Annotated in this window: 29 protein-coding genes and 1 riboswitch; of the genes, 10 read left to right on the top strand and 19 right to left on the bottom strand. The window is 36.8% G+C overall.

What is annotated here, in order from left to right; genetic code table 11:
• Window positions 1-4: 4 nt before the first annotated feature.
• Window positions 5-763 carry a phosphonate ABC transporter ATP-binding protein gene (locus tag COD92_RS04050; protein ID WP_098527479.1) on the top strand — a complete coding sequence of 253 codons (759 nt, stop codon included), beginning with the start codon at window positions 5-7 and terminating at the stop codon, window positions 761-763.
• Window positions 760-2,394 carry a PhnE/PtxC family ABC transporter permease gene (locus COD92_RS04045; protein ID WP_098527480.1) on the top strand — a complete coding sequence of 545 codons (1,635 nt, stop codon included), beginning with the start codon at window positions 760-762 and terminating at the stop codon, window positions 2,392-2,394. Before COD92_RS04050 ends, COD92_RS04045 begins: the two co-directional genes overlap by 4 nt.
• 240 nt (window positions 2,395-2,634) lie before the next feature.
• Here COD92_RS04045 and COD92_RS31785 read toward each other — a convergent pair whose 3' ends face one another.
• A complete protein-coding gene (locus COD92_RS31785) occupies window positions 2,635-2,802 on the bottom strand; it encodes a hypothetical protein (protein ID WP_176541041.1) in 168 nt (55 codons plus the stop codon).
• 251 nt (window positions 2,803-3,053) lie between these two features.
• Here COD92_RS31785 and COD92_RS04040 point away from each other — a divergent pair, with 251 nt between their 5' ends.
• Entirely contained in the window at window positions 3,054-4,220 is a 1,167-nt protein-coding gene (locus COD92_RS04040; RefSeq protein ID WP_098527481.1) for an MFS transporter, read from the top strand.
• Window positions 4,221-4,292: 72 nt separating this feature from the next.
• On the top strand, window positions 4,293-4,643 hold the full coding sequence (locus COD92_RS04035; RefSeq protein ID WP_098527482.1) for a hypothetical protein: 351 nt from the start codon (window positions 4,293-4,295) through the stop codon (window positions 4,641-4,643).
• A 214-nt stretch (window positions 4,644-4,857) separates the two neighbouring features.
• Here COD92_RS04035 and COD92_RS04030 read toward each other — a convergent pair whose 3' ends face one another.
• Window positions 4,858-5,298, bottom strand: coding sequence for an ArsI/CadI family heavy metal resistance metalloenzyme (locus tag COD92_RS04030; protein WP_098527483.1), 441 nt, complete (start codon window positions 5,296-5,298; stop codon window positions 4,858-4,860).
• Window positions 5,299-5,587: 289 nt separating this feature from the next.
• On the opposite strand from COD92_RS04030, the gene COD92_RS04025 reads away from it, so the two are divergent.
• From COD92_RS04025 to COD92_RS04015, 3 genes are all read left to right on the top strand, one after another.
• Complete coding sequence (locus COD92_RS04025) at window positions 5,588-5,914, top strand: ArsR/SmtB family transcription factor (RefSeq protein WP_098527484.1); 327 nt, start codon at window positions 5,588-5,590, stop codon at window positions 5,912-5,914.
• Window positions 5,915-5,985: 71 nt separating this feature from the next.
• Window positions 5,986-6,177 carry a hypothetical protein gene (locus tag COD92_RS04020; RefSeq protein ID WP_098527485.1) on the top strand — a complete coding sequence of 64 codons (192 nt, stop codon included), beginning with the start codon at window positions 5,986-5,988 and terminating at the stop codon, window positions 6,175-6,177.
• A 28-nt stretch (window positions 6,178-6,205) separates the two neighbouring features.
• Window positions 6,206-6,412, top strand: coding sequence for a hypothetical protein (locus COD92_RS04015; protein WP_098527486.1), 207 nt, complete (start codon window positions 6,206-6,208; stop codon window positions 6,410-6,412).
• 79 nt (window positions 6,413-6,491) lie between these two features.
• Here the strand turns inward: COD92_RS04015 and COD92_RS31780 are convergent, their stop codons facing one another.
• From COD92_RS31780 to COD92_RS32650, 15 genes are all read right to left on the bottom strand, one after another.
• A complete protein-coding gene (locus tag COD92_RS31780; RefSeq protein ID WP_176541040.1) occupies window positions 6,492-6,662 on the bottom strand; it encodes a hypothetical protein in 171 nt (56 codons plus the stop codon).
• 199 nt (window positions 6,663-6,861) lie between these two features.
• The gene (locus COD92_RS04010) at window positions 6,862-7,290 is read right to left on the bottom strand and encodes a protein-tyrosine phosphatase family protein (protein WP_098527487.1); all 429 of its coding nucleotides are present in this window, start codon (window positions 7,288-7,290) and stop codon (window positions 6,862-6,864) included.
• 28 nt (window positions 7,291-7,318) lie between these two features.
• On the bottom strand, window positions 7,319-9,094 hold the full coding sequence (gene arsA / locus COD92_RS04005) for an arsenical pump-driving ATPase (protein ID WP_098527488.1): 1,776 nt from the start codon (window positions 9,092-9,094) through the stop codon (window positions 7,319-7,321).
• Window positions 9,095-9,110: 16 nt separating this feature from the next.
• The gene (arsD, locus tag COD92_RS04000; RefSeq protein WP_098527489.1) at window positions 9,111-9,476 is read right to left on the bottom strand and encodes an arsenite efflux transporter metallochaperone ArsD; all 366 of its coding nucleotides are present in this window, start codon (window positions 9,474-9,476) and stop codon (window positions 9,111-9,113) included.
• 101 nt (window positions 9,477-9,577) lie between these two features.
• Entirely contained in the window at window positions 9,578-10,000 is a 423-nt protein-coding gene (arsC, locus tag COD92_RS03995) for an arsenate reductase (thioredoxin) (RefSeq protein WP_098527490.1), read from the bottom strand.
• A 26-nt stretch (window positions 10,001-10,026) separates the two neighbouring features.
• On the bottom strand, window positions 10,027-11,082 hold the full coding sequence (gene arsB, locus COD92_RS03990) for an ACR3 family arsenite efflux transporter (protein WP_098527491.1): 1,056 nt from the start codon (window positions 11,080-11,082) through the stop codon (window positions 10,027-10,029).
• 26 nt (window positions 11,083-11,108) lie between these two features.
• The gene (locus COD92_RS03985; protein ID WP_098527492.1) at window positions 11,109-11,456 is read right to left on the bottom strand and encodes an ArsR/SmtB family transcription factor; all 348 of its coding nucleotides are present in this window, start codon (window positions 11,454-11,456) and stop codon (window positions 11,109-11,111) included.
• A gap of 250 nt (window positions 11,457-11,706) precedes the next feature.
• Window positions 11,707-12,201: an arsinothricin resistance N-acetyltransferase ArsN1 family A gene (locus COD92_RS03980; RefSeq protein ID WP_255286511.1), complete on the bottom strand. Its 495-nt coding sequence runs from the start codon at window positions 12,199-12,201 to the stop codon at window positions 11,707-11,709.
• A gap of 226 nt (window positions 12,202-12,427) precedes the next feature.
• Window positions 12,428-12,790, bottom strand: a complete 363-nt coding sequence (gene crcB / locus COD92_RS03975) for a fluoride efflux transporter CrcB (protein WP_098527493.1) — start codon at window positions 12,788-12,790, stop codon at window positions 12,428-12,430.
• Window positions 12,790-13,185, bottom strand: coding sequence for a fluoride efflux transporter CrcB (crcB, locus tag COD92_RS03970; RefSeq protein WP_098527494.1), 396 nt, complete (start codon window positions 13,183-13,185; stop codon window positions 12,790-12,792). Before crcB (COD92_RS03970) ends, crcB (COD92_RS03975) begins: the two co-directional genes overlap by 1 nt.
• A gap of 62 nt (window positions 13,186-13,247) precedes the next feature.
• Window positions 13,248-13,308, bottom strand: a riboswitch (Fluoride riboswitch).
• Between the two features lie 100 nt (window positions 13,309-13,408).
• Entirely contained in the window at window positions 13,409-14,242 is an 834-nt protein-coding gene (locus COD92_RS03965) for a D-alanyl-D-alanine carboxypeptidase family protein (protein WP_098527495.1), read from the bottom strand.
• A gap of 114 nt (window positions 14,243-14,356) precedes the next feature.
• Window positions 14,357-15,550 carry a nucleoside transporter C-terminal domain-containing protein gene (locus COD92_RS03960; RefSeq protein ID WP_098527496.1) on the bottom strand — a complete coding sequence of 398 codons (1,194 nt, stop codon included), beginning with the start codon at window positions 15,548-15,550 and terminating at the stop codon, window positions 14,357-14,359.
• A 528-nt stretch (window positions 15,551-16,078) separates the two neighbouring features.
• A complete protein-coding gene (locus tag COD92_RS03955) occupies window positions 16,079-17,383 on the bottom strand; it encodes a hemolysin family protein (protein ID WP_098527497.1) in 1,305 nt (434 codons plus the stop codon).
• 95 nt (window positions 17,384-17,478) lie between these two features.
• Complete coding sequence (locus COD92_RS03950; RefSeq protein ID WP_141561075.1) at window positions 17,479-17,892, bottom strand: MerR family transcriptional regulator; 414 nt, start codon at window positions 17,890-17,892, stop codon at window positions 17,479-17,481.
• Window positions 17,893-17,927: 35 nt separating this feature from the next.
• Complete coding sequence (locus COD92_RS32650; RefSeq protein WP_255295240.1) at window positions 17,928-18,053, bottom strand: hypothetical protein; 126 nt, start codon at window positions 18,051-18,053, stop codon at window positions 17,928-17,930.
• A 118-nt stretch (window positions 18,054-18,171) separates the two neighbouring features.
• On the opposite strand from COD92_RS32650, the gene COD92_RS03945 reads away from it, so the two are divergent.
• Both COD92_RS03945 and COD92_RS03940 read left to right on the top strand, forming a co-directional pair.
• Window positions 18,172-18,555: a DUF1398 family protein gene (locus COD92_RS03945; protein WP_176541042.1), complete on the top strand. Its 384-nt coding sequence runs from the start codon at window positions 18,172-18,174 to the stop codon at window positions 18,553-18,555.
• Window positions 18,556-18,815: 260 nt separating this feature from the next.
• A complete protein-coding gene (locus COD92_RS03940) occupies window positions 18,816-19,814 on the top strand; it encodes a DUF3231 family protein (RefSeq protein ID WP_098527500.1) in 999 nt (332 codons plus the stop codon).
• A 102-nt stretch (window positions 19,815-19,916) separates the two neighbouring features.
• Here the strand turns inward: COD92_RS03940 and COD92_RS03935 are convergent, their stop codons facing one another.
• Together COD92_RS03935 and COD92_RS03930 are read right to left on the bottom strand one after the other, a co-directional pair.
• Entirely contained in the window at window positions 19,917-21,497 is a 1,581-nt protein-coding gene (locus tag COD92_RS03935; RefSeq protein ID WP_098527512.1) for an amidohydrolase, read from the bottom strand.
• A 326-nt stretch (window positions 21,498-21,823) separates the two neighbouring features.
• On the bottom strand, window positions 21,824-22,444 hold the full coding sequence (locus COD92_RS03930) for a hypothetical protein (protein WP_098527501.1): 621 nt from the start codon (window positions 22,442-22,444) through the stop codon (window positions 21,824-21,826).
• A 293-nt stretch (window positions 22,445-22,737) separates the two neighbouring features.
• Here COD92_RS03930 and COD92_RS03925 point away from each other — a divergent pair, with 293 nt between their 5' ends.
• Complete coding sequence (locus COD92_RS03925) at window positions 22,738-26,400, top strand: polysaccharide deacetylase family protein (protein WP_098527502.1); 3,663 nt, start codon at window positions 22,738-22,740, stop codon at window positions 26,398-26,400.

Here is a 26,400-nt window from a genome sequence, read left to right as displayed (position 1 = left end):
AGAAATGTCTTCAAAAAATATGATTGAAGCCAACAATTTAACAAAACATTTTGAGCGGAAGATAGCCTTATCTTCCCTTTCTTTTACCATAAAACAAGGTGAATTAGTCGCATTAATTGGTCCAAGCGGAGCGGGTAAAACCACTCTGCTTAATTCCATTACTGGACTTGTGCCAATTACAGGAGGCGACCTTCTCATCGATGGCAAGCCCCTTTCTGCTTATAAAAAAGGAAAAATATTTGCCAAAAAGGTTGGCGTCATCCGCCAGCAATTCGATTTGATTGGGCCGCTTGCGGTTATCCATAATGTTCTAGCCGGAAAACTTTCTGAATGGGGAACCTTTAAGTCCCTTTTTTCATTATTAGTCCCACAAGAGAAACAGTTAGCGCTTAAAGCATTAGAACGTGTCGGACTTCATGATAAAGCCTATGAAATTACCTCCACTTTATCAGGCGGTGAGCAGCAGCGTGTCGCCATGGCACGGTTGATGGTACAAAAACCGGAAGTCATTTTAGCCGATGAACCTGTAGCTTCATTAGATCCGGCCAGAGCCGATGACATTTTATCCATGCTGACAAAAATTGTCACAGAGGAAAACCAGACGTTAATTACCAGCCTCCACTCTGTTGAATACGCTAGAAAATATTTTACTAGAATCATTTCGATGAAAAATGGCGATGTATTTTTTGACTTGCCAACCGAACAAGTAACAGATGACCACTTAGCTGAGTTATATCAAATAAAAAGCGGTGGAACCTTATGAAGTTAACCCGCTTATTTCGATTGCATAATCGCTTTCTCCTTTCTCTCCTCTTGGCAGCTATTTTTGTCTGGAGTCTTTTTTCGATACGGTGGAATGCCGATTTATTTCATTCCGGCGGGATTCCAACATTAGTGCAAATATTTGAAGGACTTTTTCATCCTGACCTATCCCCTGAGGTTCTCGTTCTTGGACTTGAATCAGCGTGGATTACATTGGCGTATGCTGTTGCAGGTATGTCGCTCGCCATCCTGTATGCCTTTGTCGTAGGGATTCTCGCATCTGGTGTATTAACTTCTACAAAAACATCGAAATGGATTTCGAAGGTGTTTTTTAGGGGGGTTTTAGGATTTACACGTTCGATACATGAACTAATTTGGGCATGGCTGTTTGTGGCGGCAGTTGGACTTTCCCCTTATGCTGCAATATTTGCCCTAGCTATCCCTTACGGTGGAATCTTGGGCAGAATCTTTGCGGATATGCTAAATGATGTCTCGGAAGAACCTATAAAAGCATTAAAAACATCAGGCGCGTCTAAACTTCAAACACTCATATATGGCTACCTTCCATTGATTTGGGCGGATATGATTAGTTACACGATGTACCGCTTTGAATGTGCAATCCGTTCTTCCGCTATTATGAGTTTTATTGGTCTCGGCGGCCTAGGTTATCAAATTCAGCTATCGCTTCAGGATTTAAAATATGATCGGGTTTGGGCCTTTGTGTTCTTTCTTATTGGACTTGTAATTTTAGTGGATTTATGGAGTAATTTTGTTCGCAGGACCTTAATAGAGCGAAAAAAACAGCGCGGTTTCAGCTCTGGCTGGAGATCTGTCTGTTTCACCTTATTGCTTATAATCGGCTCATGGGTATTTATCAATATTAGTGAGAACGCACAATTTTTTGAGCTGCTTTCTGATAAAAACATCGAAGCGGCCAAAAGATTTTTCGGAGGGCTAATGGGAATCGGTGTTGAACATCCGGCATTCCTAGATGGAGAAAGCTGGTCTGCAGCGTTAAAGCTAACAATAGAAACACTTGAAATGAGTATTATGGCGATTGGTTTCGCCACCATTGCCGCACTTCTTACAGTGGTTCCGGCGGCTCGAAACATCGCCAATGGAAAGTTAAGCGGGTCTAAAAAATGGTACAATTGGCTCCTTTATGGTGTGGTCCGCCTCGCTTATATTTTTTCCAGGGCAGTTCCTGAGCTAGTTTGGGCGATGATGATTATCTTTATCTTTAAACCGGGTATATTACCAGGCGCGATTGCCCTTGCCCTCCATAATTTTGGGATATTGGGGAAACTTTGGGCTGAAGTAATTGAAGACATGGACTCCCGCCCCATTCGAAATTTGGCAGCTGCGGGTGCATCTAAAACAGAATCGTTCTTTTATGGGATCCTACCGATTGTCATGCCTAGATTTCTTACCTATATCCTCTATCGCTGGGAAGTGATTATGAGGACAACCATCGTTGTTGGGTTTGTCGGAGCAGGCGGTTTAGGAATGGACTTTAAGCTTGCGATGAGCTTTTTCAATTACACACAAATAACCTTACTGCTCTTATGTTATATGATTCTTGTAATAATTGCGGACTTTGCCTCAGAAAGCACTAGAAAAGCAGTAAAGTAAAAAAACACATCTTCCAGTTAAGATGTGTTTTTTGCTATGTTCTATCACTAACTAGATTTATGATATCAAGTTGCTAGCACTTTCATAGAAATCAACTATCCAAGATTAGCATGGCTTTTTATCAATATTTTTCGGCTGTTGTGCTTCTTCTGCACCAGCCATTGTTCTTTTTTGTGTATATCCTTTCATGATAATTTTTCCATTTCCTATAAATTAAAGTATAATTGTTTTACTTATATTCTAAAAAATGGTCTGATGGCAATGTACAAAATTATGCTCTGAAGGCACCATTACCTCAACAAATTCTCCTCTTGCTAGTTTTATATCAATCTCATTTAATGCAGTAAATGGATTTCGCTTTGTCCCCAAAACTTTATTTACTCCCCTTGCTTCTAAAACGTATATCATATGTTTCCCTCGCTTCCCTTATTTCCATAGTTTTACTATAATGAAATGTCATAAGCTTTACCATAATGAATCCTTACAGAAATAGGAATAAACCTTACAATTTTGTAAGGTTCATTGTAAGTTGATATTGCTTTTGTCTGCATACTATTTCCAGTCAAGGAAATAATGGGATTTAAATGCTTGTTTTAACAAGTCGATATCCTTTATCCTAATAGAGAATGTACTGTTTTTTACAGCGGGGGTGAGAGTAGTTGGAAACAAAAAAGGCTTTACCTATATTATTTCTTGTTATGTTCTTGGTAATGGTTGGTTTCGGAATTATTATTCCAGTTTTGCCGTTTTATGCTGAGGAAATTGGGGCAAATCCAACCGAACTCGGATTATTAATGGCGGTTTATTCGCTGATGCAGCTTATTTTTGCTCCCATTTGGGGTCAGGTCTCCGATCGAATCGGGAGAAAGCCGGTGATGATGCTTGGAATAGCCGGTTTAGCGATCTCCTTTTTCATCCAAGCCGTATCAACACAATTGTGGATGCTGTTTGCGGCAAGAATACTTGGAGGAATTCTGTCCTCAGCAAATATGCCAACCGCCATGGCCTATGTTGCGGATATTACTACAGAGGAAAATAGAGGCAAAGGTATGGGGATTATAGGAGCTGCGACTGGGCTTGGCTTTGTCTTTGGCCCGGCGATAGGCGGTATTTTTTCAAAAATCAGCTTAAATATGCCCTTTTATCTTGCAAGCGGGTCATCATTGATCACCTTATTTCTTGTATTGATTTTACTTAAGGAATCAAAACAAAACGGCATTGAAACGATACAGAAAAAACCATCTTTTTGGAAAGCACTCAATGGTCATACTTCTATTCTGTTTTTTGTACAGTTTCTGATTTCATTATCACTATCTGGTCTTGAAGCAACATTTGCTTATTTTGCCGCTAAAAGAGCGGGCCTTGACTCCATTCAGCTTGGCTATATTTTCATGATCATGGGTTTCGGGAGCGCCCTTGTTCAAGGTGGCTTAGTCGGCAGACTAACGAAAAAATACGGCGAGAGTTCAGTCATTCAAGGCGGGATGATTGTCTCTGCGATCGGATTTGGTCTTATCCTACTTGTTCATAATTTTTCTACTGCCGCCATATTTCTAACAATATTTGGGTTAGGTAATGGTGTCATTCGACCAAGTGTTTCATCCCTATTGACGAAGACATCGATGGCAGGTCATGGACGGGCGACTGGTTTATTATCTTCCTTTGATTCATTGGGCAGAATCATTGGACCGCCTCTTGGCGGTTGGTTATTTTCTTTAACGATCGGACTTCCTTATATTTCAGGAGTTGTTATTACCTTCGTTGCCTTAGTACTATTTCTTATCTTCCGGCCTCAGGTGAATCCTGTTAAAGTAACGAACCTTTAATTAAATAGGCATATGTTTAATGGACATGCATAAAATGGGTTTGAGGATTCAATCGAAGTGAGGAGCATAAACATGAAAAGAAAAACCTTTATTAGTGTTTTTTTTGCTGTGATTCTCTTGGGCTTTTCGGCTTATCTTGATTCGCCATACTCATTCCTGAATAAAAACTATGCCTATTCGAACGACCAGCCTGCCGCAGCCGTGCCAATTGCTGTGGAACCATCAACGGACGTTCCTGATACGGAAGAACGACTGGTGAAACGTGAAAAGAAGAATGGCTACATCTTTGAAACATACGAGGAATATGAAGTTTATAAAGACAAAGACGGACATATTTTAAAAAGTGAACCGACTGGACAAACGGATACCCTTAAATATTGGGATTATAGCAAAAGCAAAGGAATCAGTAAGAAAGACCGCTAAATGGCTTAGCGGTCTTTTTTGTTAACAAGTTGTAAAGATTCTAATTTATGATTTAAAAAATGGGCTGTCTATTTTTTTTTAATTAGAACTTGTCCTTTTCAATATTAAAACAGTGAGTAATTACCCAAATTAAAAATTAACGTAATAAAAAACGCTGAGATTTTCAGCGTTTTTTACTTTTTAATGTTTTAAGTTACTCTGTTTAAGGGGTCTCCTAACAACAGGGGGAATTTTTAATTTCTATCTTGGACGGTGTTGTTGCACAGCATGTTGAATGTGTAGCCATTGTCTCTACATCACCTTTTGTGTAGAAGAACTCCCACTCGTTCCCGTCTGGGTCGGTTACCCAAAATTTATCTTGAGTAGCATAGCAGCAGGTAACATCCATCTCTTCTCTTGCAAAGAATCCTAATTTTTCTAAACGATCTTTATGTTGCAAGACCTCTTCTTGATTTTCTACTTGAAAGCCAAAATGTCCAACCTGGTTTCCAGAAACTTCATTTTTTAAGTTTAAAGTGAAATTAAGGCCAGGATCATCAAGTAAAAACTTAGCATAGTCTGGCTTTACTTTTACTGGCTCAGAATTAAATACTCTAGCGTAAAATTCAATGGACCTTTCTAAATCGGTAACATTTACTCCAACATGCATTTTCATTAGTAACAGCTCCTTCATGTTTATTAGCTTATAAATCAATTAATTTTGATTTATTGTTCTTAAATCAACTTTTCTTGATTTATAGTTTCAGTATATTAGTAATTTTTTCTAATTACAATCCTTTCATCGAGAAAATTTGATTTTTTATTTGTATCATTTTAACTTCTCAGAAATATAATAAAATATAAATTAAAATCAACTTTTTTTGATATAATCAATTGACACATGAAAATATTGGATATATTATGAGTGTATCAAGATTATTTGATTTATGAAGTAGGTGATGAAGATGAAGGAAGAAATTCAAATACAAGATATATCCTTGGATAAAGTGTTTGAGAAATATGAACTAAAATTTAAAGCGATTGCTGATAAAAAGAGACTACAAATCATGAATATTTTAACTCAAAATGGTTCTATGTGTGTGTGCGATCTCGCTCCCATGATGGATATGGCTCAATCGAAATTGTCTTATCATTTAAAGATTTTATTAGATGCCAACATTATCACAAAAGAGACCAAAGGCACCTGGAGCTATTATGAACTGAATCAAGACGAACTTAATCATTTATTGTCCCATGAGCTTTGCTGTATCTTTAAACCAACTTGTTACTAATTTTTTTAGATTTTAAATCAACTTTTTTTGATTAATATATCAACATAATTTGATTAATAGGAGGATGGAACATGTTTAATGAGTTTGAAGTATATCAAATGATGAAATTACGCCAAGAGGAAATAGAAAGAATAGCTCAAAACGCTTGGAAATTAGAGCGGTTGCAAAAGGAATCTTTTTTCCGAAAATTAGCAAAGAAATTAAAATCAAAACCTAAATCAACCGTCGTAAAAACTAATTGCAATTGCGTGTGCTGTTGTTAAGCACCTCGTCCTATAGGAGGTTGTGAATTTGACCGTTAATCATGCCAGCACCTTAAAAAAAGAGTATTTTCTTTCTTATATAAATTTAGTGATGATTTCTCGAAATTGTTCCTTGCAACAGGCTAAGGAATTAACAATAGAACTGTTTTTCAAAAACAACTATGAACAATATGGTAAACAAACTTACGAACGATTTATAGAAGCTTTTAAGCAATTAAGCAAGACTGAAAATTAGCCCAGTTTCATGGCATTTTTAATATGTATCAATAAAGGGAAGTTCGTTTTAAGAAACAAACTTCCCTCCATATTTCCCTTTAACAACAATTACTTTCATTACCTAATAACACGAGCCCATTGGCCTCTTGACTGAAATCAAGAGTAAGGTCTTCCGTATATGGCTCAATATCAGGATCGATTGCTACCGATACTTCATTAATAGTTACTACTTTATCTTTTTCATCTGGCTCATCCAGAGCCAGTCCCACTTGTGGCTGTCCTCAGCCAAAGCCTGCAAAATAGACACGGATGTTTTTGGCATCGTGTTCTTGGGACAATCGCTTCAATATATCACGAGCTTGATCTGTAATATTCATTTGCCCATCACCTTTCAAAAAATTCTTACTTATCTTACTTGTTTTATATCCATTTGCAAATCAAAAAGTTACTTGTATGTTTGATTTCTTTTTAAGCATTAGGAAAAATGCGTTGTAATGCTTCTTTCATTTGAGGTTTTACATTAACTTTTGGACGGGCTGTCTTAGCCATTTTTTCAGCCTCATCAATTGTCTTCGCTTTACCTAATGACAATAAGGTTCCAACTGCAACAGTTCCCGCACGGGTGCTTCCACCCCCACAATGGAAAAAAACTTTTTTTCCTTCGTTATAGGCATTTACAACATGTTCAATCGATTTTTTGATTGATTGATCTTGATGCTCGGCATCATCAACGATTGGAATATGAATTCGATCATACCCTGACTTGTTCTCATGTGACTCTGCACGTAAATCGAAAATCACATCAGCTTGCTCATTTTCCATCATGTCCTTTACATCATCTGCTCCGCCAAAATAAATACGTTCTTTAATTAATTCGTTATAGTTCTTTGTAGTCATGGTTTTATTCCACCCTCCAATGAGTCACTTAGTAGACACTTATAAAATTTTTTAATTGTTCATATCCTTTATTCTCTTCACTCATGAGAGGAACAATTGCACATCTTTCTGCCAATTCAGTAGTAACCTTTTGTATCCATCCTTCTTCTGCCTGTGCTCTACCATTTAATACAGGATCTTTAGTAGCAGTGGCGTAAAGGCTCTGGTTTATTAGCCACCATAAAGGTTTTATCTCGGCACGTTTTAAGTCATTCTGTAATCGACTAGCTTCTAATACAGGGGTAGCTTCTGCTAACGTTACAATGACCACGCTGGTTTCTTTCGGATTCCTTAAACGAGGCAGCAGTGTTTTCACGCTCTCAGGTATTTCCCCTGTTGATCGGGCCAGTTCTTTATGATAAGACTGAGCGGCGTCCAAAAGGAGTAAGGTGTGACCAGTTGGGGCCGTATCAATCACAACAACTTCATCCTTTGATCGCTCTACAACCTCTGCAAATGCACGAAATACGGCAATCTCCTCTGTACAAGGAGAGTTTAAGTCTTCTTCAATGTAGGCAAGTGCTTCATTATCCAGTTCCTTGCTTACTTTTGATAAAACTTCTGCTTTGTATGCCTCAACTTCTTCAGTTGGATTAATGCGGCTAATGGTTAATTGATCATTCATATCACTATTTTGAAAAACAAACTCTAGATGGGCAGCTGGGTCCGTTGTGGTTAAATGTACTTTATGACCTTTTTCTACTAATCCAACGGCGATTGCAGATGCCATTGTGGTCTTTCCAACACCACCCTTCCCCATTGTAAAAATCACTCTAGTATTATTTAAGGAGAAGTCTTCAATCACTTTATTTAAGCCAGGTAGAGATATAATCTTGCCTACAACCTCTGGTTCTGCAGCTGGCATTGTATACTGCTTAAATAAGAAACGTAAGTTTTGAATACCTGTTAAGGAATAAGAAACAAACGGCAACGAATAAGTGACAACTTGCTTTAAATCGTTGGGCATTTGTTTTATGGCATTACGTTGTCGTTCATAAAATGCAGATGAAACTTTATCGTCTGGCAGATAAGATTGCATTAACCCGTTAACAATGAGAGCTTGATTTGTAATACCAATTTCTTTTAATTCCTTAGAGGCACGGTTTGCCTCAAGTAATGAAGACTCATCAGGTCTTGCTACAAGGATGAGTGTTGTTTTTGTTGAGTCTGATAGTGCGTTCATTGTAACGGAATAGATTTGCTTCTTTTCATATAACCCTGATAAAGGGCCTAAACAAGAGGCGCCATGGGTGTTCTCTTCTAAAAAGCCACTCCAAGCAGTTGGTAATTGGAGAAGTCGAAGAGTATGACCCGTAGGTGCAGTATCAAAGATTATATGCTCGTAAGCTTCAACGACATTAGGATCTGCCAGTAAATTTGTAAACTCATCGAATGCTGCGATTTCAACTGTGCAAGCCCCTGATAACTGTTCTTCCATAGTAGCCACTACTGCATCAGGAAGTTTCCCACGATAAGGCCCAATAATTCTATCCCGATAGGCTCTTGCAGCTTCTTCAGGATCAAGATTACAAGCGTAAAGGTTTGGTACATTAGTAATTGCCACCGGAGTATTTGTTAACCCAACTTCTAATACATCCTGTAAGTTAGAGGCAGGGTCCGTACTGACAAGTAAGACTTTTTTTCCATCATCAGCTAATACTACAGCGGTTGCACACGCAGTCGATGTCTTCCCTACTCCACCTTTTCCTGTGAAAAATAAAAACTTGGTGTTCACAATCATTTTCGGATGGAAAGATTGAAACATAATTTTCACTTCTTTCTTATTTCGATGGTTTTAAATCAATTGTAAGACGTGGTTTTGGTTTTTCGCTAAGTTCCTCAGCCTGTACTCCAAACCAATCAGCAAATTCAACGTTGGTTGGATAGGCTCCAATTTTTGCAATTTCACCTTCAACTAAGGTTACAGGGAGTGAATCTGGCCCCTTTTCGTGAAGAACTTTGCTTACCTCTTTGTTCTCAACAAAAATGGCTGGTTCAAATCCAAGGTTATATCGTTTGATGTCGTATCCTTTTTTCTCTAATAGAAAGATAGCAGTTGCCACTCTGGTTAACTCTGGATCTACACTTGGACCACATACACCTGTAGCACAGCACAATGCTGGATCGAAAATTTCAACTTTATTCATTAATTAAACCTCCTAAAGGGTTTTTTGTATAAGTATTTACTTATATGATTCCTAAAGTTAAAGCCAAGAGTATTTTTACTCTTGGCTATTTAATTCATTTCTTATTCACCAGTTTCAGCAAAACTCTTAATGCGTTCTCCGATTTCGTCACGGACACGTTGGAAGAATGCCCACTTTTCTTCGTCATTTCCTTGAGCTTTTGCTGGGTCATCAAAGCCCCAGTGAACTCGTTTTACTTTTGGAGGAGTAACAGGGCACTTATCAGCAGCGTCACCACATAATGTTACAACTAAATCGGCGTTGTTTAGATATTCAGGATCGATAATATCAGAAGTATGAGTTGAAATGTCGATACCAGCTTCTTTCATCGCTTTTACGGCATTTGGGTTTAATCCGTGTGCTTCAATCCCAGCACTGCGTACTTCCCAATCATCGCCTAAATGTTTCTTTGCCCAACCTTCCGCCATTTGGCTTCGGCATGAATTTCCTGTACATAAGAAGTAAAGTTTCTTTTTATTTTCCATGTTGATTTCCACCTTTATTATAAGATTTAGGCTGCATGTTCATTAAAATATTTTCTTTTAAACCATAAAGCTACATTAACTAACGCAATCATTACAGGTACTTCCACAAGAGGTCCAATAACCGCTGCAAATGCAGCACCAGAATGGATTCCAAATACACCAACAGCAACAGCAATTGCTAATTCAAAGTTATTACTTCCAGCTGTAAAAGCAAGAGTTGTTGTTACAGGGTAGTCCGCTCCAATTTTCCTTCCCATGAAAAATGAAACAAAGAACATTATTACAAAGTAAATTAATAAAGGAATTGCTATACGAACTACGTCTAATGGCAAGCTTACAATAGCGTCCCCTTTTAATGAGAACATAAGGATAACCGTAAATAGTAAAGCAATTAATGTAATCGGACTAATTTTAGGAATAAACACTTTTTCATACCATTGTCTGCCTTTAGCCTTTACCAACGTAAACCGAGTAATCATACCAGCTATAAAAGGTATTCCAAGATAGATGAAAACGGATTTAGCTACTTCTATCATCGTAATATTGACAACTGCCCCTTGGATTCCTATCCATTCAGGGATGATCGTTACAAATACATACGCATAAACAGAGAAGAATAACATTTGGAAAATAGAGTTGAATGCTACTAAACCAGCAGCGTATTCCGTATCTCCTTTTGCAAGATCATTCCATACAATAACCATCGCAATACAACGAGCTAAACCAATCATAATTAGACCAACCATATATTCTGGCTTATCAGGAAGAAAAATAATGGCTAATAAAAACATAAGAATTGGTCCAATGATCCAGTTTTGTACTAGTGATAAAACTAGAACTTTTACATCTTTAAAGACCCTTCCAATCTCCTCATATCGGACTTTGGCCAGCGGAGGATACATCATTAAAATTAAGCCAATTGCAAGTGGAATCGATGTAGTGCCAACTTGCAATTTGTTCATGCCTTCTACAAAACCTGGAAAAATGAACCCCAATCCGATACCCACAGCCATAGCTAGAAATATCCATAGCGTTAGGTAACGATCAAAAAAAGATAGACGTTTCTTTTCTGTATTACTCATTTTCTCACTCCCAAACTATATTGAAGCTAACATCCGCATTGAAGTGTCGGATTCGCTTTTTCAATCATTTTGATTTTATCTGTCTGCGCTGGTACATGTTCCAAAATATCTTCTATAAGTCCAAAAAGCTCACTTTCATGATTAAGGGAATAATATATCCACTGGCCTCTTCTTTCTTCTTTAACCATCCCTGCATCTTTTAATTTTCTAAGATGCTGGCTGATAGATGGTTGACTCATATCAAACACTTCAAGAAATTCGCATACACAGCACTCACGTTGTTTTAATATAGCAATAATGGTTAGGCGAGTTTTATCACCTAACATTTTTAAAACGTTAGCTGCTCTCTCTAATTGAACTATTGATTTCACCAAAACGGACACCGCCTTAAATACATAAGTAAATAATTATGTTCTTATTTAAAATCCATGTTATATAATAAATAATTTTTTGTAGACTTTAATAAATTTATGCATACGTCTTGGATTTCTAATCCGATTAAATTGATATATAACTATTTGCTTATATATTAAAACAATAAATATTCAAATTCAAGTAATCTATTGTAAAGTTAATGTAAATAAAATAGATTGATAACCATAGCTATCAATCTACTGTAAGAAATTATAATAATTTTTCCATTGCCATAACATCCACAAATTTCCCATCGAGAAATCCTTGATTTTTAAAAACGCCTACTTCACGGAAACCCATTTTCTTATATAATCCCTGTCCTAACTTATTAAATGGAAAAGTGAACAGAATCATCTTATGAAATCCATTTTTTATAGCAAGGGATTTAAGATCTTCAAGTAGTTTCTTCCCAATTCCCCTTCCTCTGAACTCTCTAGAAATATAAACTGAAATATCAGCGACTCCATCATAGGCACAACGATTATTGTATTGGTTTAAAGAAGCCCAACCAACAATTTGACCTTCACTCTCCGCAACAATTACTTTATAACGGCCATTATGTTTTTCAAACCATTCCTTCATGTAGAAGAAATCTTTAATTTCTGTTTCCAGTGTTGCTATCCGATCCTCAATTCCTTGATTGTAAATTTGTTGAATGGACTTTATATCCGACTCTTCTGAACTTCTTATTAATAAATTCATCAACACCCTAGTACCTCCTTTTTGTTAGAAATTCTTAATTTATAATTTATATTCATTCCAACGATAATGGTAAGACGCTAAATTTAATATCGATGAAATTAATAAATACTTCTAGGATTTTAATCCCAATCCTTCCATCATTTTCATGGTTTAAGCCAAAAGATCAATATGGATTGACCAGATAGTATTCGTTTGCTCTGCTAATGGTGCTAAAGTACAATTGCTATGATTAAATCTTGATACCGATAATGCTCCCGACCCACGCAAAAATAATACCAAAAAACACTGAAATACTAACATAAAGCGCTGCGTTTTTAGTTTCTCTCTTCTGCAGCATTTGAATCGTTTCGTATCCGAATGTAGAGAAAGTCGTATAGGCTCCAAGAAAACCAGTTCCACACAATAACCAAATCCATTCCGAAATTTCCTTCCCTAGATGTAAAACAGCTAGAAAACCAAGTACAAACGATCCAGTAATATTAATGATAAAAGTTCCAAATGGGAATGCAACAGATGTTTTGGCAGCTATCCATTTTCCTAGCTGAAATCGCATGATGGCACCCAAAATACCTCCTATACCTACAAATAACATTATTTCTCTTCTCCTTTCCTTTGATTCTCTGACTTAAATTCAGCCAATTTAGCACCAAACAATGCGAGTGTAATTCCTCCTAAAATGCTTAAAACGACATAGATAATGGCCATTGTAATTTGATGATTTTTAACCAAATTCAATGTTTCAACAGAGAAGGTTGAAAAAGTAGTAAATGCACCTGTAAATCCAGTTCCAATAGCTAATTTTAAAATCGGATTAATATTTCTTCGCTTTAATGTATTAGTAAAAAACCATGATAGAAATAGACACCCTAACAGGTTAATGACCAAGGTTCCTAATGGAAATCCCGATGGTACAGGAATTATTTTTCCGATCAAATAACGGAATATGGCCCCAAAAAAGCCACCAATTCCAACAGCTAATAAATTCATTCATACACCCCCTTACATCATTTCGGTGTAAAAAAACAGACTCCTACCAGTAATAAGTAAAATCACTGGTAGGAGTCATCAGTCACTTCGACGGTCTAAGGCGACTCCATCGCCTATTGAATATGGATAATTATATAAGATAATTCTTTTGCAGACAACTTAAACCAATTGTTTTGATATTGATGTGTTTGACTTCCACTTTCTTAACATTTCGGAAACATGATCAGCGCGCCGTAAGTGTTTGCATATAATTGAATGAATAGTTTGCCATTGTTTGAATATCACTGTATTTTGACCTCTTATCCGTCTTCATGACCACAGAGATGACTTCCTTATTGCCCTTTTTTAAATATTCAACTAATGTGTGCTGTGCTGCATCAGTAAATCCAGGTTTACCAGCAATAGCGTTCGGCATGGTGTGAAGTAGATTGTGGATCGTTTTTTCTTGCATGCTTGTTTTAATTTGTGTTGTTTGTGTAGACAAGACCTTCAGTACGTTAGGATGCTCAATCGCTTCTCTTGTGATAAGGGCCATGTCATATGGAGTAGTGTAATGATTTGGATCATGGAGACCATTAGGTGTAACAAAATGGGTGTTTTTTAGACTCAATTGTTTCACTTTGTGATTCATCAGTTCAGCAAATCCCTCTTCGCTGCCGGCCACGTTTTCAGCAATTGTAACCGCCACATCATTAGCACTTAATAACAATAATGCCTTCATTGCGTCTAGTTTAGAAATCTTCTCTCCTGCTGCAAGCCCCAAACAAAGGCACTCTTGAGCTGCGGCATTTCGGCTAACCACTAACATTTCTCCATCTTCCATTCGTTCATCTAAAATAGTGGCTGTTAGCACTTTAGTCATACTTGCAGGATACGCTTTTGAATGGGCATTTTTGTTATAAAGAATCTCTCCTGTTAAGGCATCTATGGCTACTCCAAACGCTCCCACAATTTGTGGAGGTTCTGTCTCCGCCGTACTGACCTTAACTGATGACATTCCAGACATTAGTAAAAGGACTAAGATTGTTGTTGTAAAGAGCTTGCTGATGTTTGTCATGATGTACCTCCAGTTTGACGAACCTTTACTTCAAGTATTTAACTAATATTATCCGTTTTAATTTGTGCCATTATTACCAAATATTAAAAAGAGCCCATTTAGGCTCTAATTTTTTTACCATATAAACAAACCAACGAACATGGCACTTAAAAGAGATACAGCAATTCCGCTCACTAAAAGCTTCCAAACGTTTTTTCCGATTATACGAGACTTGTCATCACCCATAATAGAAGCGATGGCTCCGTAAATCATACCAACCGTACTGAAATTGGCAAATGATGTTAAAAACGTAGTTGCCACGGCTACGGTATGCCGTGGTAATGAATCTATATGTTTCTTAAGATCCATCATTGCTACAAATTCGTTTGTGGCAAGCTTTGTTCCCATAAGCTGGGCAACGTACATGGCATCATGCCCAGACAAGCCTAGAAGAAAAGCAAACGGGCTAAAAATCACTGAGAAAATCTTTTGGACGGTTAGCCCGTGGACAAAGAAACCCAAAATGCCATTTACACAGGCAGTTAATGCTACATAACCTACGACCATGGCCATAATGACAATGACCATACGAATTCCGACAAGCATGCTATTGGAAATGGTAGAGAAAAAATCTTTTCGTTCTTCCTTTGAAGGAACATAGACCACATCTTCTTCTTTACTGACCTCTATAGGATTTAAAATACTTGCCAGCAGTAAAGCATTTAAGCAGTTTAATGGGATCGCAGCAAAGACATAGGCCCCTGGTACCATGCTAAGATAAGCACCGATAATAGAACCGCTAATACTGCTCATACTCATAATTCCAAACGTAAGCAGGCGGTTTTCTTTTAACACTAAGAGCTGTTGACGAATTACGGCCAATGCCTCTGTATTTCCAAGGAACATCATTTGCAATGAAAAGAAGCTTTCCAGCTTTGGTAAGCCTGAAATCTTGGAAATCACCCAGCCTACTTTATCGATAATCCAAATTAAGATCCCAAAATAAGTGAGGATATCAAAAAAGGTAATGATAAAGATAATCGGCATTAAGGCACTAAAGAAAAAATCAATCGAGGGATTCGCCATTGCAGATGGGAAGACAAAAGAGATTCCCTCGTTTGCACAGGAAATGAGAAACGTAAAAAACGAAGCAATTTGATTAATGATCCATGTCCCGATTTTAGTTGCAAGCATAAACCAGGTAATAAGCAGTTCGATTACAATTAAACTAAGGACAGATCGCCACTTTACCTTTTTCTTATTAGGAGAGCAAAGGAATACCAGACCAAAAACAACCAAAATACCTAGAATATTTAATAAGAAAAACATGCAAACAACTCCCTATCTTCTGTTTCCCTGTATATGAAAGCCCTCATTTCACCCTCAGCTACAAACCTGGGAATGAAAAATATGTACTTTGGAAACCGAGCTTAACACAAAATAACAAGTATCTAAAAAAATAGTCTGCATGTTAATTACCTAGTTTATTCAAAATACACAGCAGTCCGACGTTTTGATTGCTCCGGTAAAAATTGAACTGAACCTTTATTGGAGAGATGATTAAAAAAGAGAGTGGGAAAACCCCAATCTCCAAAATGGGTAGGATTAAAGATGGAAAAGCATCGCCAGAGTAAACTGAAGTAGTGCTTTTCTACCATATTAAAGGTTGAATTTTCTTTAGCTATAATATAAATTTTTATTTAAGTTATAATAATATTTGTGTGAAATCAGAAAAATCTTCGGTAGATAAACCACAAGATAGTTTCTGTAAATCCCACAAAAAAGGGATACTGATTTTTCAGTATCCCCTTTTTACCCAATCCAAAATGAATTAGCGAAATAAATTCATTTATTCAACTAAACAGCCACTTGGTTTAATTTTACAATTTCTAATGACTTGATATGATAGCTATCCACTTCAATCACTTTAAACTCATAGTTATCATGACAAATTTTTTCACCTTCAGCAATATCCATTTTCTGTGATAAGATCCAACCACCAATGGTATCCATATCAGTATCGTCTAAGTCTAAACCAAATAAATCATTTATTTCTTCAATAAGAACTTTTCCATCTACGATGGTTTTATTTTCACTAATTTTATTAATATCTGGCACCTCATCAGCATCAAATTCATCACGAATTTCACCGACAATTTCCTCAAGAATATCTTCGACTGTTACTAGACCTGCAGTCCCTCCATACTCATCCATTAAAATTGCCATATGAATGCGGTCTTTCTGCATTTTAAGTAACAAATCGTGAATGGCAATGGACTCAAAAACTTGAATTACAGGACGTACATAATGTTCAATGGGAGTTTCTAAATTCTTATTGATGATATAATCTGTTAAGACCTCTTTCATATTCAACATTCCCACAATGTTATCTTTTTCACCATCAATAATTGGGTATCTTGTATAATTTTCCTCTTTTACGATTTCAAGACATTCCGCTAACGTTTGAGATCGATCAAAAGCAACAATCTCAGTACGTGGTACCATAATTTCTTTTGCAATTCGATCATCAAATTCAAAAATATTGTTAACGTATTTAAACTCAGATTGATTAATTTCTCCACTCATATAACTTTCATTAATAATTAATTGAAGCTCTTCTTCAGAGTGTGCTGTTTCATGTTCTGATGCGGGTTTCAATCCAAAAATCCCTACAACTAAACGAGCAGAACCATTTAGCATTTTTATAAAAGGATACATAATTTTATAGAATAGTATCATTGGTCTAGCGAAAAGCAATGTGACTGTCTCAGCTTTTTGGATTGCAAACGTTTTTGGTGCGAGTTCCCCAACCACCACGTGAATAAAAGTGACAGAGGCAAACGCAATAATAAAGGATGTTATACTTGAAACAGTTTCTGATAAGTTTAAGGTAACCAACAGTGGATGAAGTATATGCTCGACCGTTGGTTCTCCCAACCATCCTAAACCTAATGCAGTAACAGTAATACCCAACTGACAGGCAGATAAATACTCATCAAGGTTTGAAACGATTTTTTTTGCTGCCATTGCATTTTTGTTACCTTCCCCAACGAGTTGGTCAATTCGGGAACTGCGGATTTTAACAATAGCAAATTCATATGCTACGAAAAAAGCAGTAAATCCAATTAGAATTGCTATGATCAGCAAATTAATTAATATCAATGGTCACCTCACTTTTATTTAAAAGTAAGGAATACACCTCCTGGTTTATTAAAAAATAATATAAATGTTATGATTAGGAATCTAATGACCTGTCATTAACCAAATAATAATAACAATGTTTGCGCCAACGTTACTCCCTGTAAGGAAAGTTTATTTACAAGTATTTCTTTTTCATTATTGTTTAATTTTTGAAGTATTGGCTCCATTACCTTTATTTCCTCTTTTAAATGATCCATTAAATTAGCAATCTGTTCACAATGTTTCTCTATTTTCTCTTTATCTATCTCAGTATCTGTATTAATCATACGAATAGCAGATTTAATTTCTTCAAGCGGCATATTAAGAGTTTTATAATGTTCAATTAATTCAAGAATTTTAATAGATTCTTCTCCGTACATTCGATAATTTGAATCCGTCCTTACAGGGTTCAGTAAGCCTATATGGGTGTAATAATCAATAGTTCTTCTTGACAGGTTCATCAAACTAGCTATTTCTCCAATACGATACAACTTCCCAACTTACTCACCCCTTTCTAGTAATGTTACTATAACACGATATAAACCGTACAGTCAACGTGATGGTTAGGATAAGTGACATAACTATCGTCATTGGCCGCCAAAAACATGAAGTGACGGATTGCAAGTTGTCTCCGTAAAATCTCTGTGTTCAAAAGAATTGCCTTCAAAAAGATTTCTTTTTAATGATTTGATTTGAATATTACAATTCTAGGCATAAGAATTAGCTTTACGGTTAAAATGATGAAGAAAAAATCTTATGGAGGCATGATCATGAATGACAAACTAACGGAGAAAGAGTTAAATAAGATTATTGAAAGAAGAAGCACAGGAAAGACAAGTTTTGCTGAATTTTTAGTTGAATTATCTGAAATTGGGATTATGCAATACCATATTAATGTTGCCACAGGTCAAGCCTCTTACACAGGCGAGTATTCGGAGTTACAAACAGAACCTCAAGTAAACTTTGTGATTGCTAATCACTTTAATAGAGATCAGGCATTACAATCAATCGCAAATATTCCCCTTCCCTTTCTAGACTTTTTAAGAGAGATGGCAAACGCAGGAATTATGACCTATACAGTCCATATTTCCGAAAAAAAAGCTATTTATCAGGGAAAGAATGGTGAACAAATAGAAGAACATATTCAACTTTAAAATCCAAATTCCTGCATAAATTTAAAAAGAAAAAAGACCGGGAGCGACTCCAAATCATCGTCTTTAAATCAAGATCAAACAAATATTATCTGATTAACTCTAAAATGGTAATGAACATTGATTTTATCAATATCATTATTCTCCAAGTAATCTCCTCTCTTTAGTTATTGGCTTCCCTTTCTGTTAAATATCTCCTCTTTTTTATTAAATTAAGAACTTATGGTTAAATTAAGAAAAAATAATAACTAGGAGGGGTTTAAATGACGAGTGGTGTTCCAATTACGTCATCAGAATTAGCCAATTTATGGATGACTTATCAAGAAAAAACCATGTTTATTAGAATATTGGAGCATTTTATAGAGCACGCCGATAATGAAGAAAAACTATTGTTACAAACTCATTATAATAATGCATCAATAACAATTAATACTATTAAGGAAATTTTCAAACTAGAAGGGGCGGTTATTCCAATTGGTTTTACAGAAGATGATGTAATTAAGGGAGTTCCAAAGTTGTATGATTACATTTTCGATATCATGTATTTGCATATGATGACCAAAGTGGAAATGAGCCTATATTCCCTTTTTTGTGGCATGTCCTATCGGAAAGATATTAATGATTTTTTTATCAAATTGACCGCAGAATCCCAAGCGATGAACAGCCAATCCACTCAGTTCCTTTTAGAAAAGGGAGTTTTGGTACGTCCACCCTTTGTATCGATGCCTAAAGAAGTACATTTTGTACAGGATACCCATTATAGGAGTGGTTTCAATTTGTTGGGAGAACTGAGATCTTTAAATACGATTGAAGTTTCTCTTATCCATCATGCCATTGAAACAAACCTGGTAGGAATGCAATTAATGATTGGATTTGCTCAAGTAGCTTCAAATAAGGATGTGCAAGACTATCTCGTCAGAGGAATGAAATTGTCAAAAAAGATTGAAATGGATTTAGGTGAATTTTTACGCAAAAGTTTTATTGAACCCCCTGCTACTCATGCAGGTAAAGCAACTACGTCGAAAATTGCACCATTTTCTGACAAATTGATGATGTACAACACCAGTTTATTAACGTCATTTGGGCTCGGAAGTAATGCATTAGGCAGCGCTTTTAGTTTACGAAATGACTTACCAGCAAAAATGGCGTTACTGACAAAAGATATTTCCACTTTTGCCCATGATGGAGGAAGGATTATGATCAAAAATGGATGGATAGAAGAACCTCCACAGATTGAGGACCGTAATGATCTAACTAAATAACTTTTTATAGAAGGACCACAAAGTAGAGTGCTACCTTGTGGTCAATTTTCATACTTAAATAAAAGCTTTGACATGTTTTCTATGTTACTATTGCTGTTTTATTTAACTTCTATTAAATACTATTCGACCAGCCACGACTGTTTTCAAGGTTTTTGCCGCTAGCATATCCTCGGATGAGCCCTCAAATAAATCACGATCAAAGATGGAAAAATCCGCGACATATCCGGCTTTAATAAGCCCGCGTTCATGTTCTTTACAAATGGCTTTTGCACTGCCAATCGTATAGAGCTGGATTGCTTGGAAGCGAGACAGCTTTTGTTCCGGAATGTATCCATCATGCTTTGCATAAGGTTTTTTTCTCTCAACCGCCGCATAAATAGAATACAATGGATTAATCTCTTCTACAGGTGCATCAGTCCCAGCTGAGCACATTAATCCTCGGTCGACTAATTTTTTCCACGCATAGGCCCATTCCAGCCGGTCTTTACCTAGTCGACTGATGACCCAGGGGAAATCTGAAGGTACAAATGCTGGTTGAAGGTCTAAAACTACTGGTAATTTTTCCATTCGGTCTATTAAGTCTTCACGTAACACACAGCAGTGGATCAGGCGGTCTCTTTTACCGTTTGTTAATGGATATTTTTCAATTACAGTAAGTATCTGTTCTGCTCCTGCATCTCCAATCATATGCACGGCGACAGCTTCATTATATTGCCGGGCTAGTTTCACTAATGCTTCTAATTGTTCATTCGTTTGAATCAATAAACCACGATTGGTTGGTTGATCTGAGTACGGTTTTGATAAGGCAGCAGTAGCTCCGCCTAATGCACCATCAACAAAGATTTTCATGGCACCTGGTTCAATAAATGGCTCGTCAAAAGCCACATTGGCCTTCATCATTTTTTCAAATACAGCATTATGTCGAAGCAGTGTTACTCTAAAATGATGTTTTTCCCCTATAACCCGATGGAAAGCGGTTAACGGATTCGAAAACTTCCCAAAGTAGCTCATATCTTCAGTGTGTCCTCCCGTTAAACCATATGATAGCATCTCATCAATGGCAAGATTAAGAGAATCGGTTAGAGCCTCGATGTACGCTTCACCTTCTCGTGGAATCGCTTCTGTTACGGAATTAGTTGCTAGGTCATATAACAAACCATTTAACGTACCTTGTTCATCTCGTCCAATCTCTCCGCCTGCTGGGGATTTACTATCGCCAAAGATTCTGCCTGCCTCAAGGGCTGCTGTATTTCCTAAAATAACATGATGACAGATTCTAGTTAATACGATTGGTTCTTTGCGAATGGCATCGAGCTCTTGGAGTGTTGGAATCCGTTGATCTGCAAAGTTATTTTCATTCCATCCTTCACCAAATAACCATTGATCAGCAGGTGTAGTCTTTGCTGCTGCTTTTACCATATCTAACATTTCCTCAGCTGAAGCAGCTTTAGATAAATCTAGCCGTGTTAACTTTTCACCTTGAAAAATCATATGCAGGTGACTATCCACGAAACCAGGATACATGACGGCACCGTCCAAATTGATAAGCTCATCTGTTAATTTACTAAGTTCATTAAAAGTACCTGCCGCGATAATTTTGTCATCCTCAACAAGGACAGCTTCTACAGTTTCTTTTTCCTTTTCCATAGTGTAAATTTTTCCACCATACCAAAGTTTTCTCAAAATAATGCCCTCTTTCTTCTTTCTTAGTAAATTCTTATATTCTATTTTAACTGTACCTAAAATTAATTTTACTATGAACATGTCATTCCTTTTTTCAGAATATATTAATTAATCAAAAAGACAAAGCGTTTAGTTTTGTTTATTCAGCTAAGCTTTTTTATCTCTATCATTTGGCCGTTTGTTCTTATTTCTCTAAATATCTTGTAGATGACAGGGTTGTTCCCACTGTTCGGTTATGCCTTGAGTCAATCCTTCAATAAAACTAATAAGAATACTAATTCCCGTATAAAAAATTAGGGAACCAAAATGGTCCCCTTTTTAAAATATTAATTTTTCTTTCCATTGTTCACTTTTTGATCCTTACGAATCGTTGCTTTTGCTTTTGCATCTTGAGAAACTTGTTGTCCATGATTGACATTTGTTGTTGTCGAGTTTGCCGGTGCCGTTGTTGTTGATGACGATGTTGTTGTCGAGTTTGTCGGAGCCGTCTTTGTGGTTGTTTTTGTACTTGTCGTTGTTGTATTAGTTTTCTGATTGGTCGTAGTTTTAGTAGTAACAGGTGCTGTAGTTTTAGTTGCTGATGAAGCAGCTCGTATAGTCGTGGTACTGTTTTGTACCTGAGCTGTGGTTTTATTACTCTCCGCTTGAAGAGTAACAGGCTTAATAGAGACCGTACTATCGACGTTCTTTCTTTCCGTTATAGGCTTTTGCTCTTTTAAGGTTTTATTTTCTGTTGTGATTTTATCCGCTGTTCCTTTTGTTTGATTGTTCTCGTTTTTTTCTACTGAGTCTATGTTATCAGTTGTTTTTGGTTCATCTGAAATAGGTAAATTATTAACTTCGTTCAATTGTTTAGTAAATTGATTGGATAATAAGTTGTTGGTGAGAGAAAACGTAACGGATCCCACTAACACCATGGTTAGGGCTCCAATAGCTCTTTTGTTCATATTCTTCCCCTTTTGTCTTTTTATTCAGGATGGCAATACAAATTTCGCCAAAACCTGCAGGTTTATGGGGGTAGTTAAGTAAATTTAAGAGACTAAAGACCAAAAATTGACTCAAGTACCATTAGAAATAAAAAAAACATTTCATTCTACCCCCAAAATCTATTAAAGACTACCTAACCTTTTGTTGGTAGTCTTTTTTTGTCGAAAAATATAATGCAGTAACCGCAGCATCAAGAAAGTAATACATTCTATTAAAATTTAACTCTCAACAAACGCCTATAAGGAGGAATTACGTGAATAGAGTTTTTAGGTGGATTGTTCGATCATTTTTTGCACCCGTCACTGGTAATAGAGGGGCCATTGCGAGTTCACTTGGATTTTTCCTGGCATTTTTGCCTATATACAGTGTAAGAATTCCATTATTGCTCGTTCTCTCACTTTTGTTTCGTCTTAATATCATCGCCATTTTACTTGGAACGTTAATTACCCTTTTTATTCCTAATATTCGAGATTTGCCTTTCCTGCATGTACCTGTATTAGAAGGATATAATTTAACACCAGCCTTGGGTGGATTAATCGGGCTTGTTTGTTATTTTTTCTTCCATTGGTTTTACAATATAGGGCTAAAAAAAAGGGAACGAAATCAAGAACATGTCTTTCTTGATCCAGAAAAAAGACGCTGGTCGATAATTAAACGTATGAGTACCGGCTTTACTCTATTAGTTGTTTTAGTATCTTTTATTTTTATTGAAAGTCTATATACTGACCCGGTGTTTCCGAACCTACAATTAAATAAAAGTGGAACCACAACCAGGATTGAACCCATTAATCAAAGTTTCACTAAAGAACAGCTTGCCAGCCAGCTGGAAAAAAACAATCCTACCCCTCTTATTCAAAAAAATGATGGAATAGAAAACAAAGGACAAATTTCGAAAAAACAAGAAGTTTATGGTTTTTACGTCAATTGGGATGCAAACAGCAAAACTTCTTTTAAAAAAAATATCGATTCGATAACAACATTAGTGCCCGAGTGGCTGCAGCTTAATACTGACCTGACCTTTAAATCCAGCAATGACTCGTCTATTATTACAGAGGCAAAAGCACATCAGATAAAGGTTCTCCCAGTAGTGAATAATTTTATTAATAATAAATGGGATGCAGAAACTCTTCATCGGTTATTTACTACTCCCGGTGCGGAGGATCTTTTTATTAAAAATTTGTTGGATTATGTGAGAACAAATGACTTTGCTGGTATTAATATTGACTTTGAGAATATCAACCAAAAGGACAAAGCTGAATTGTCAAGCTTTGTAAATAAAGTTTCTGATGCATTTCATCAACATGACCTATTGGTATCAATTGATGTCCCACCAAGTAACACTTCTTTTGACTATGCTTCATTAGCAAATAATGTTGACCGGATGTTCGTTATGCTATATGACCAGCACAACTCTACGAGTAATCCTGGACCTATCGCACCATTAGATTGGGTAAAAGGCAGCTTGAACCGCCTTCATATTCCTTCTGAAAAATTAATTGTAAGTTTGGGAAGCTACGGGTATGACTGGGAAGAAAACTCCAAGGATCCTGCTGAAACAGTTACTTTCGGGGATATAATGAATCTTGGAATGGGTACGAACATTAATATCAATTGGAATAAACAAGTAGGTAATCCTTATTTACGTTACAAAATAAACGGAAAAAACCATACTGTTTGGTTTTTAGATGCCGCAACATTTTATAATCATATGAAGACAGCGATAGAAAGTGGTTCAAAAGGAATCGCTGTCTGGCGTCTTGGATCCGAAGATCCTTCTATATGGAACTATATTAATCAACCAAAAGCAATGAAAAATCCATCCAATGCCCTGAAAACCTTAGTCAGTCCTGAACCTGTTCACTATTCAGGCGCGGGAGAAATTTTAAAAGTGGTTTCTCAATCAGAAAAAGGTAAAAGGACCATAGAAATGGATCCACAAGATTTGATCCAAAATGAAACCTATAGCAAATTACCAAAGCCTTTTGAAGTGGTTCGTTATGGAAAACCAAAAAAGAAGGAAATCGTCCTTACCTTTGATGACGGGCCAGATCCAGTCTATACACCGCAAATTTTGGACATTTTAAACAATTATCATATAAAAGGTTCCTTCTTTATCGTAGGAGAGAATGCAGTGCTGCATCCAGAACTGATTAAAAGAATTCATGGAGAAGGCCATGAAATTGGCAGTCACACCTTTACACATCCTGATGTTGCATCGACCGCACCATGGCAAACAAAATTGGAGCTAAATGCTAATCAAAGACTTTTTGAGGAAATTACTGGGCACTCAATGACCCTCTTCCGCCCACCGTATGTGGCAGATGCGGAACCGAGCACAAGAAGTGAACTGCTGCCAATCATGCGTGCACAGGATATGGGGTATACGATGGTCGGCGAATTAATAGATTCTGACGATTGGCAAAGACCTTCTAGTAATGAAATTGTAAAGCGGGTTTTGCAGCAGCTGCCAGAGGGAAATGTGATTTTGTTCCACGATTCTGGGGGTGACCGCTCCAACACGGTAAAGGCTTTGCCGATTATCATAAAAGAACTAAAACAGCGCGGCTATACCTTTACAACCATTGGTAATTTGATTGGAAAAACAGATAGTCAGATTATGCCTTCTGCTAATCAGGACAGCCCTTATTTGGTCTATGATAAAGCTGTTTTTAAGCTTATGCAGGGCTGGCGTTTAGGATTATACGCCCTTTTCTACTCAGCTATTATCTTAGGAATCTTGCGCCTGGTGCTCTTTGTCTTCCTTTCTAGGAAGCAGGTAAAAGCGTATAAAGAGACTGTGATTGACCCTGACTTTACCCCGTTTGTAAGTGTCGTTATTGCCGCCTATAACGAGGAAAAAGTAATCTGCAAAACGATTGAGTCTATATTATCGAGCGATTACCCTGCTTTTGAGATGTTAATTATTGACGATGGTTCAAAGGATGATACGGCTGGTGTTGTTGAAAAAAATTATTCAAACCATTCTCTCGTCAGATTAATAAAAAAATCTAATGGGGGAAAATCCTCTGCAGTCAATCTTGGTTTCAAAGAAGCAAAAGGAGAAATCGTCGTTGCTCTTGACGCAGATACACTCATCGCTGATAATGCAATCTCCCTGCTTGTTAACCATTTTACAAATGAAAGCGTGGCTGCTGTTTCAGGTAATGTCAAAGTCGGTAATAAAGGGAACCTCCTTACAAACTGGCAGCATATTGAATATGTAACAGGCTTTAACCTAGAGAGAAGGGCATTTGCGGCTTTAAATTGTATTACGGTCGTACCAGGTGCGATCGGTGCATGGCGAAAGACGGCTGTGGAAGAAGCAGGATACTTTAAAGAGGATACGCTAGCAGAAGATACCGATATCACTCTTACCCTTTTACGGCAAGGGAAAAAGATCGAATTTGAGGAAAAGGCTTATGCCTTCACAGAAGTACCTGAAGATCTAAAAAGTCTTGCCAAACAGCGGTACCGTTGGGTTTATGGTACATTACAATGCTTATGGAAACATCGTGCGGCTTTATTTAATAAGAAACACAATACATTAGGTTTTATCGGCTTACCAAACATGTGGCTTTTTCAATATATCTATCAAACCATCTCTCCTATTGCAGATATATTGTTTATTATAGCTCTTTTTAACGGCCACTCTGGAAAGGCAGCCATTGGCTTTATCCTATTTTACTTGCTGGATTTCGTTACGTCCCTATATGCATTTCGTATGGAGAATGAAAGCCCCAAACCACTGATTTCCTTATTTTTACAACGGATCTTGTACAAACAGCTTATGACTTATGTAGTGATAAAATCTATTTTCTCTGCAATAAAAGGAGTAACCGTTGGTTGGAATAAATTAAAACGAAAAGGAAATGTTACGCAAGAAACCTATATGGTGAATGTTAAGGAAAATATGTAA

It is taken from the genome of Bacillus sp. AFS037270, from assembly GCF_002585305.1.
The sequence above is the reverse complement of the archived record's forward strand: the minus strand, read 5'-3'. Positions and strand labels throughout refer to the sequence as shown.

Coding starts and splice junctions, on each gene's coding strand:
- COD92_RS03965 (WP_098527495.1), bottom strand. CDS start 14,242: ATGACAAACATCAGCAAGCTCTTTACAACAACAATCTTAGTCCTTTTA.
- COD92_RS04020 (WP_098527485.1), top strand. CDS start 5,986: ATGTTTAATGAGTTTGAAGTATATCAAATGATGAAATTACGCCAAGAG.
- COD92_RS03960 (WP_098527496.1), bottom strand. CDS start 15,550: ATGTTTTTCTTATTAAATATTCTAGGTATTTTGGTTGTTTTTGGTCTG.
- COD92_RS03945 (WP_176541042.1), top strand. CDS start 18,172: ATGAATGACAAACTAACGGAGAAAGAGTTAAATAAGATTATTGAAAGA.
- arsC (WP_098527490.1), bottom strand. CDS start 10,000: ATGGAAAATAAAAAGAAACTTTACTTCTTATGTACAGGAAATTCATGC.
- COD92_RS04045 (WP_098527480.1), top strand. CDS start 760: ATGAAGTTAACCCGCTTATTTCGATTGCATAATCGCTTTCTCCTTTCT.
- COD92_RS04010 (WP_098527487.1), bottom strand. CDS start 7,290: ATGACTACAAAGAACTATAACGAATTAATTAAAGAACGTATTTATTTT.
- COD92_RS03940 (WP_098527500.1), top strand. CDS start 18,816: ATGACGAGTGGTGTTCCAATTACGTCATCAGAATTAGCCAATTTATGG.
- COD92_RS04030 (WP_098527483.1), bottom strand. CDS start 5,298: ATGAAAATGCATGTTGGAGTAAATGTTACCGATTTAGAAAGGTCCATT.
- COD92_RS03930 (WP_098527501.1), bottom strand. CDS start 22,444: ATGAACAAAAGAGCTATTGGAGCCCTAACCATGGTGTTAGTGGGATCC.
- arsB (WP_098527491.1), bottom strand. CDS start 11,082: ATGAGTAATACAGAAAAGAAACGTCTATCTTTTTTTGATCGTTACCTA.
- arsA (WP_098527488.1), bottom strand. CDS start 9,094: ATGTTTCAATCTTTCCATCCGAAAATGATTGTGAACACCAAGTTTTTA.
- COD92_RS04035 (WP_098527482.1), top strand. CDS start 4,293: ATGAAAAGAAAAACCTTTATTAGTGTTTTTTTTGCTGTGATTCTCTTG.
- COD92_RS04050 (WP_098527479.1), top strand. CDS start 5: ATGTCTTCAAAAAATATGATTGAAGCCAACAATTTAACAAAACATTTT.
- COD92_RS04025 (WP_098527484.1), top strand. CDS start 5,588: ATGAAGGAAGAAATTCAAATACAAGATATATCCTTGGATAAAGTGTTT.
- crcB (WP_098527494.1), bottom strand. CDS start 13,185: ATGAATTTATTAGCTGTTGGAATTGGTGGCTTTTTTGGGGCCATATTC.
- arsD (WP_098527489.1), bottom strand. CDS start 9,476: ATGAATAAAGTTGAAATTTTCGATCCAGCATTGTGCTGTGCTACAGGT.
- COD92_RS31785 (WP_176541041.1), bottom strand. CDS start 2,802: ATGATATACGTTTTAGAAGCAAGGGGAGTAAATAAAGTTTTGGGGACA.
- crcB (WP_098527493.1), bottom strand. CDS start 12,790: ATGTTATTTGTAGGTATAGGAGGTATTTTGGGTGCCATCATGCGATTT.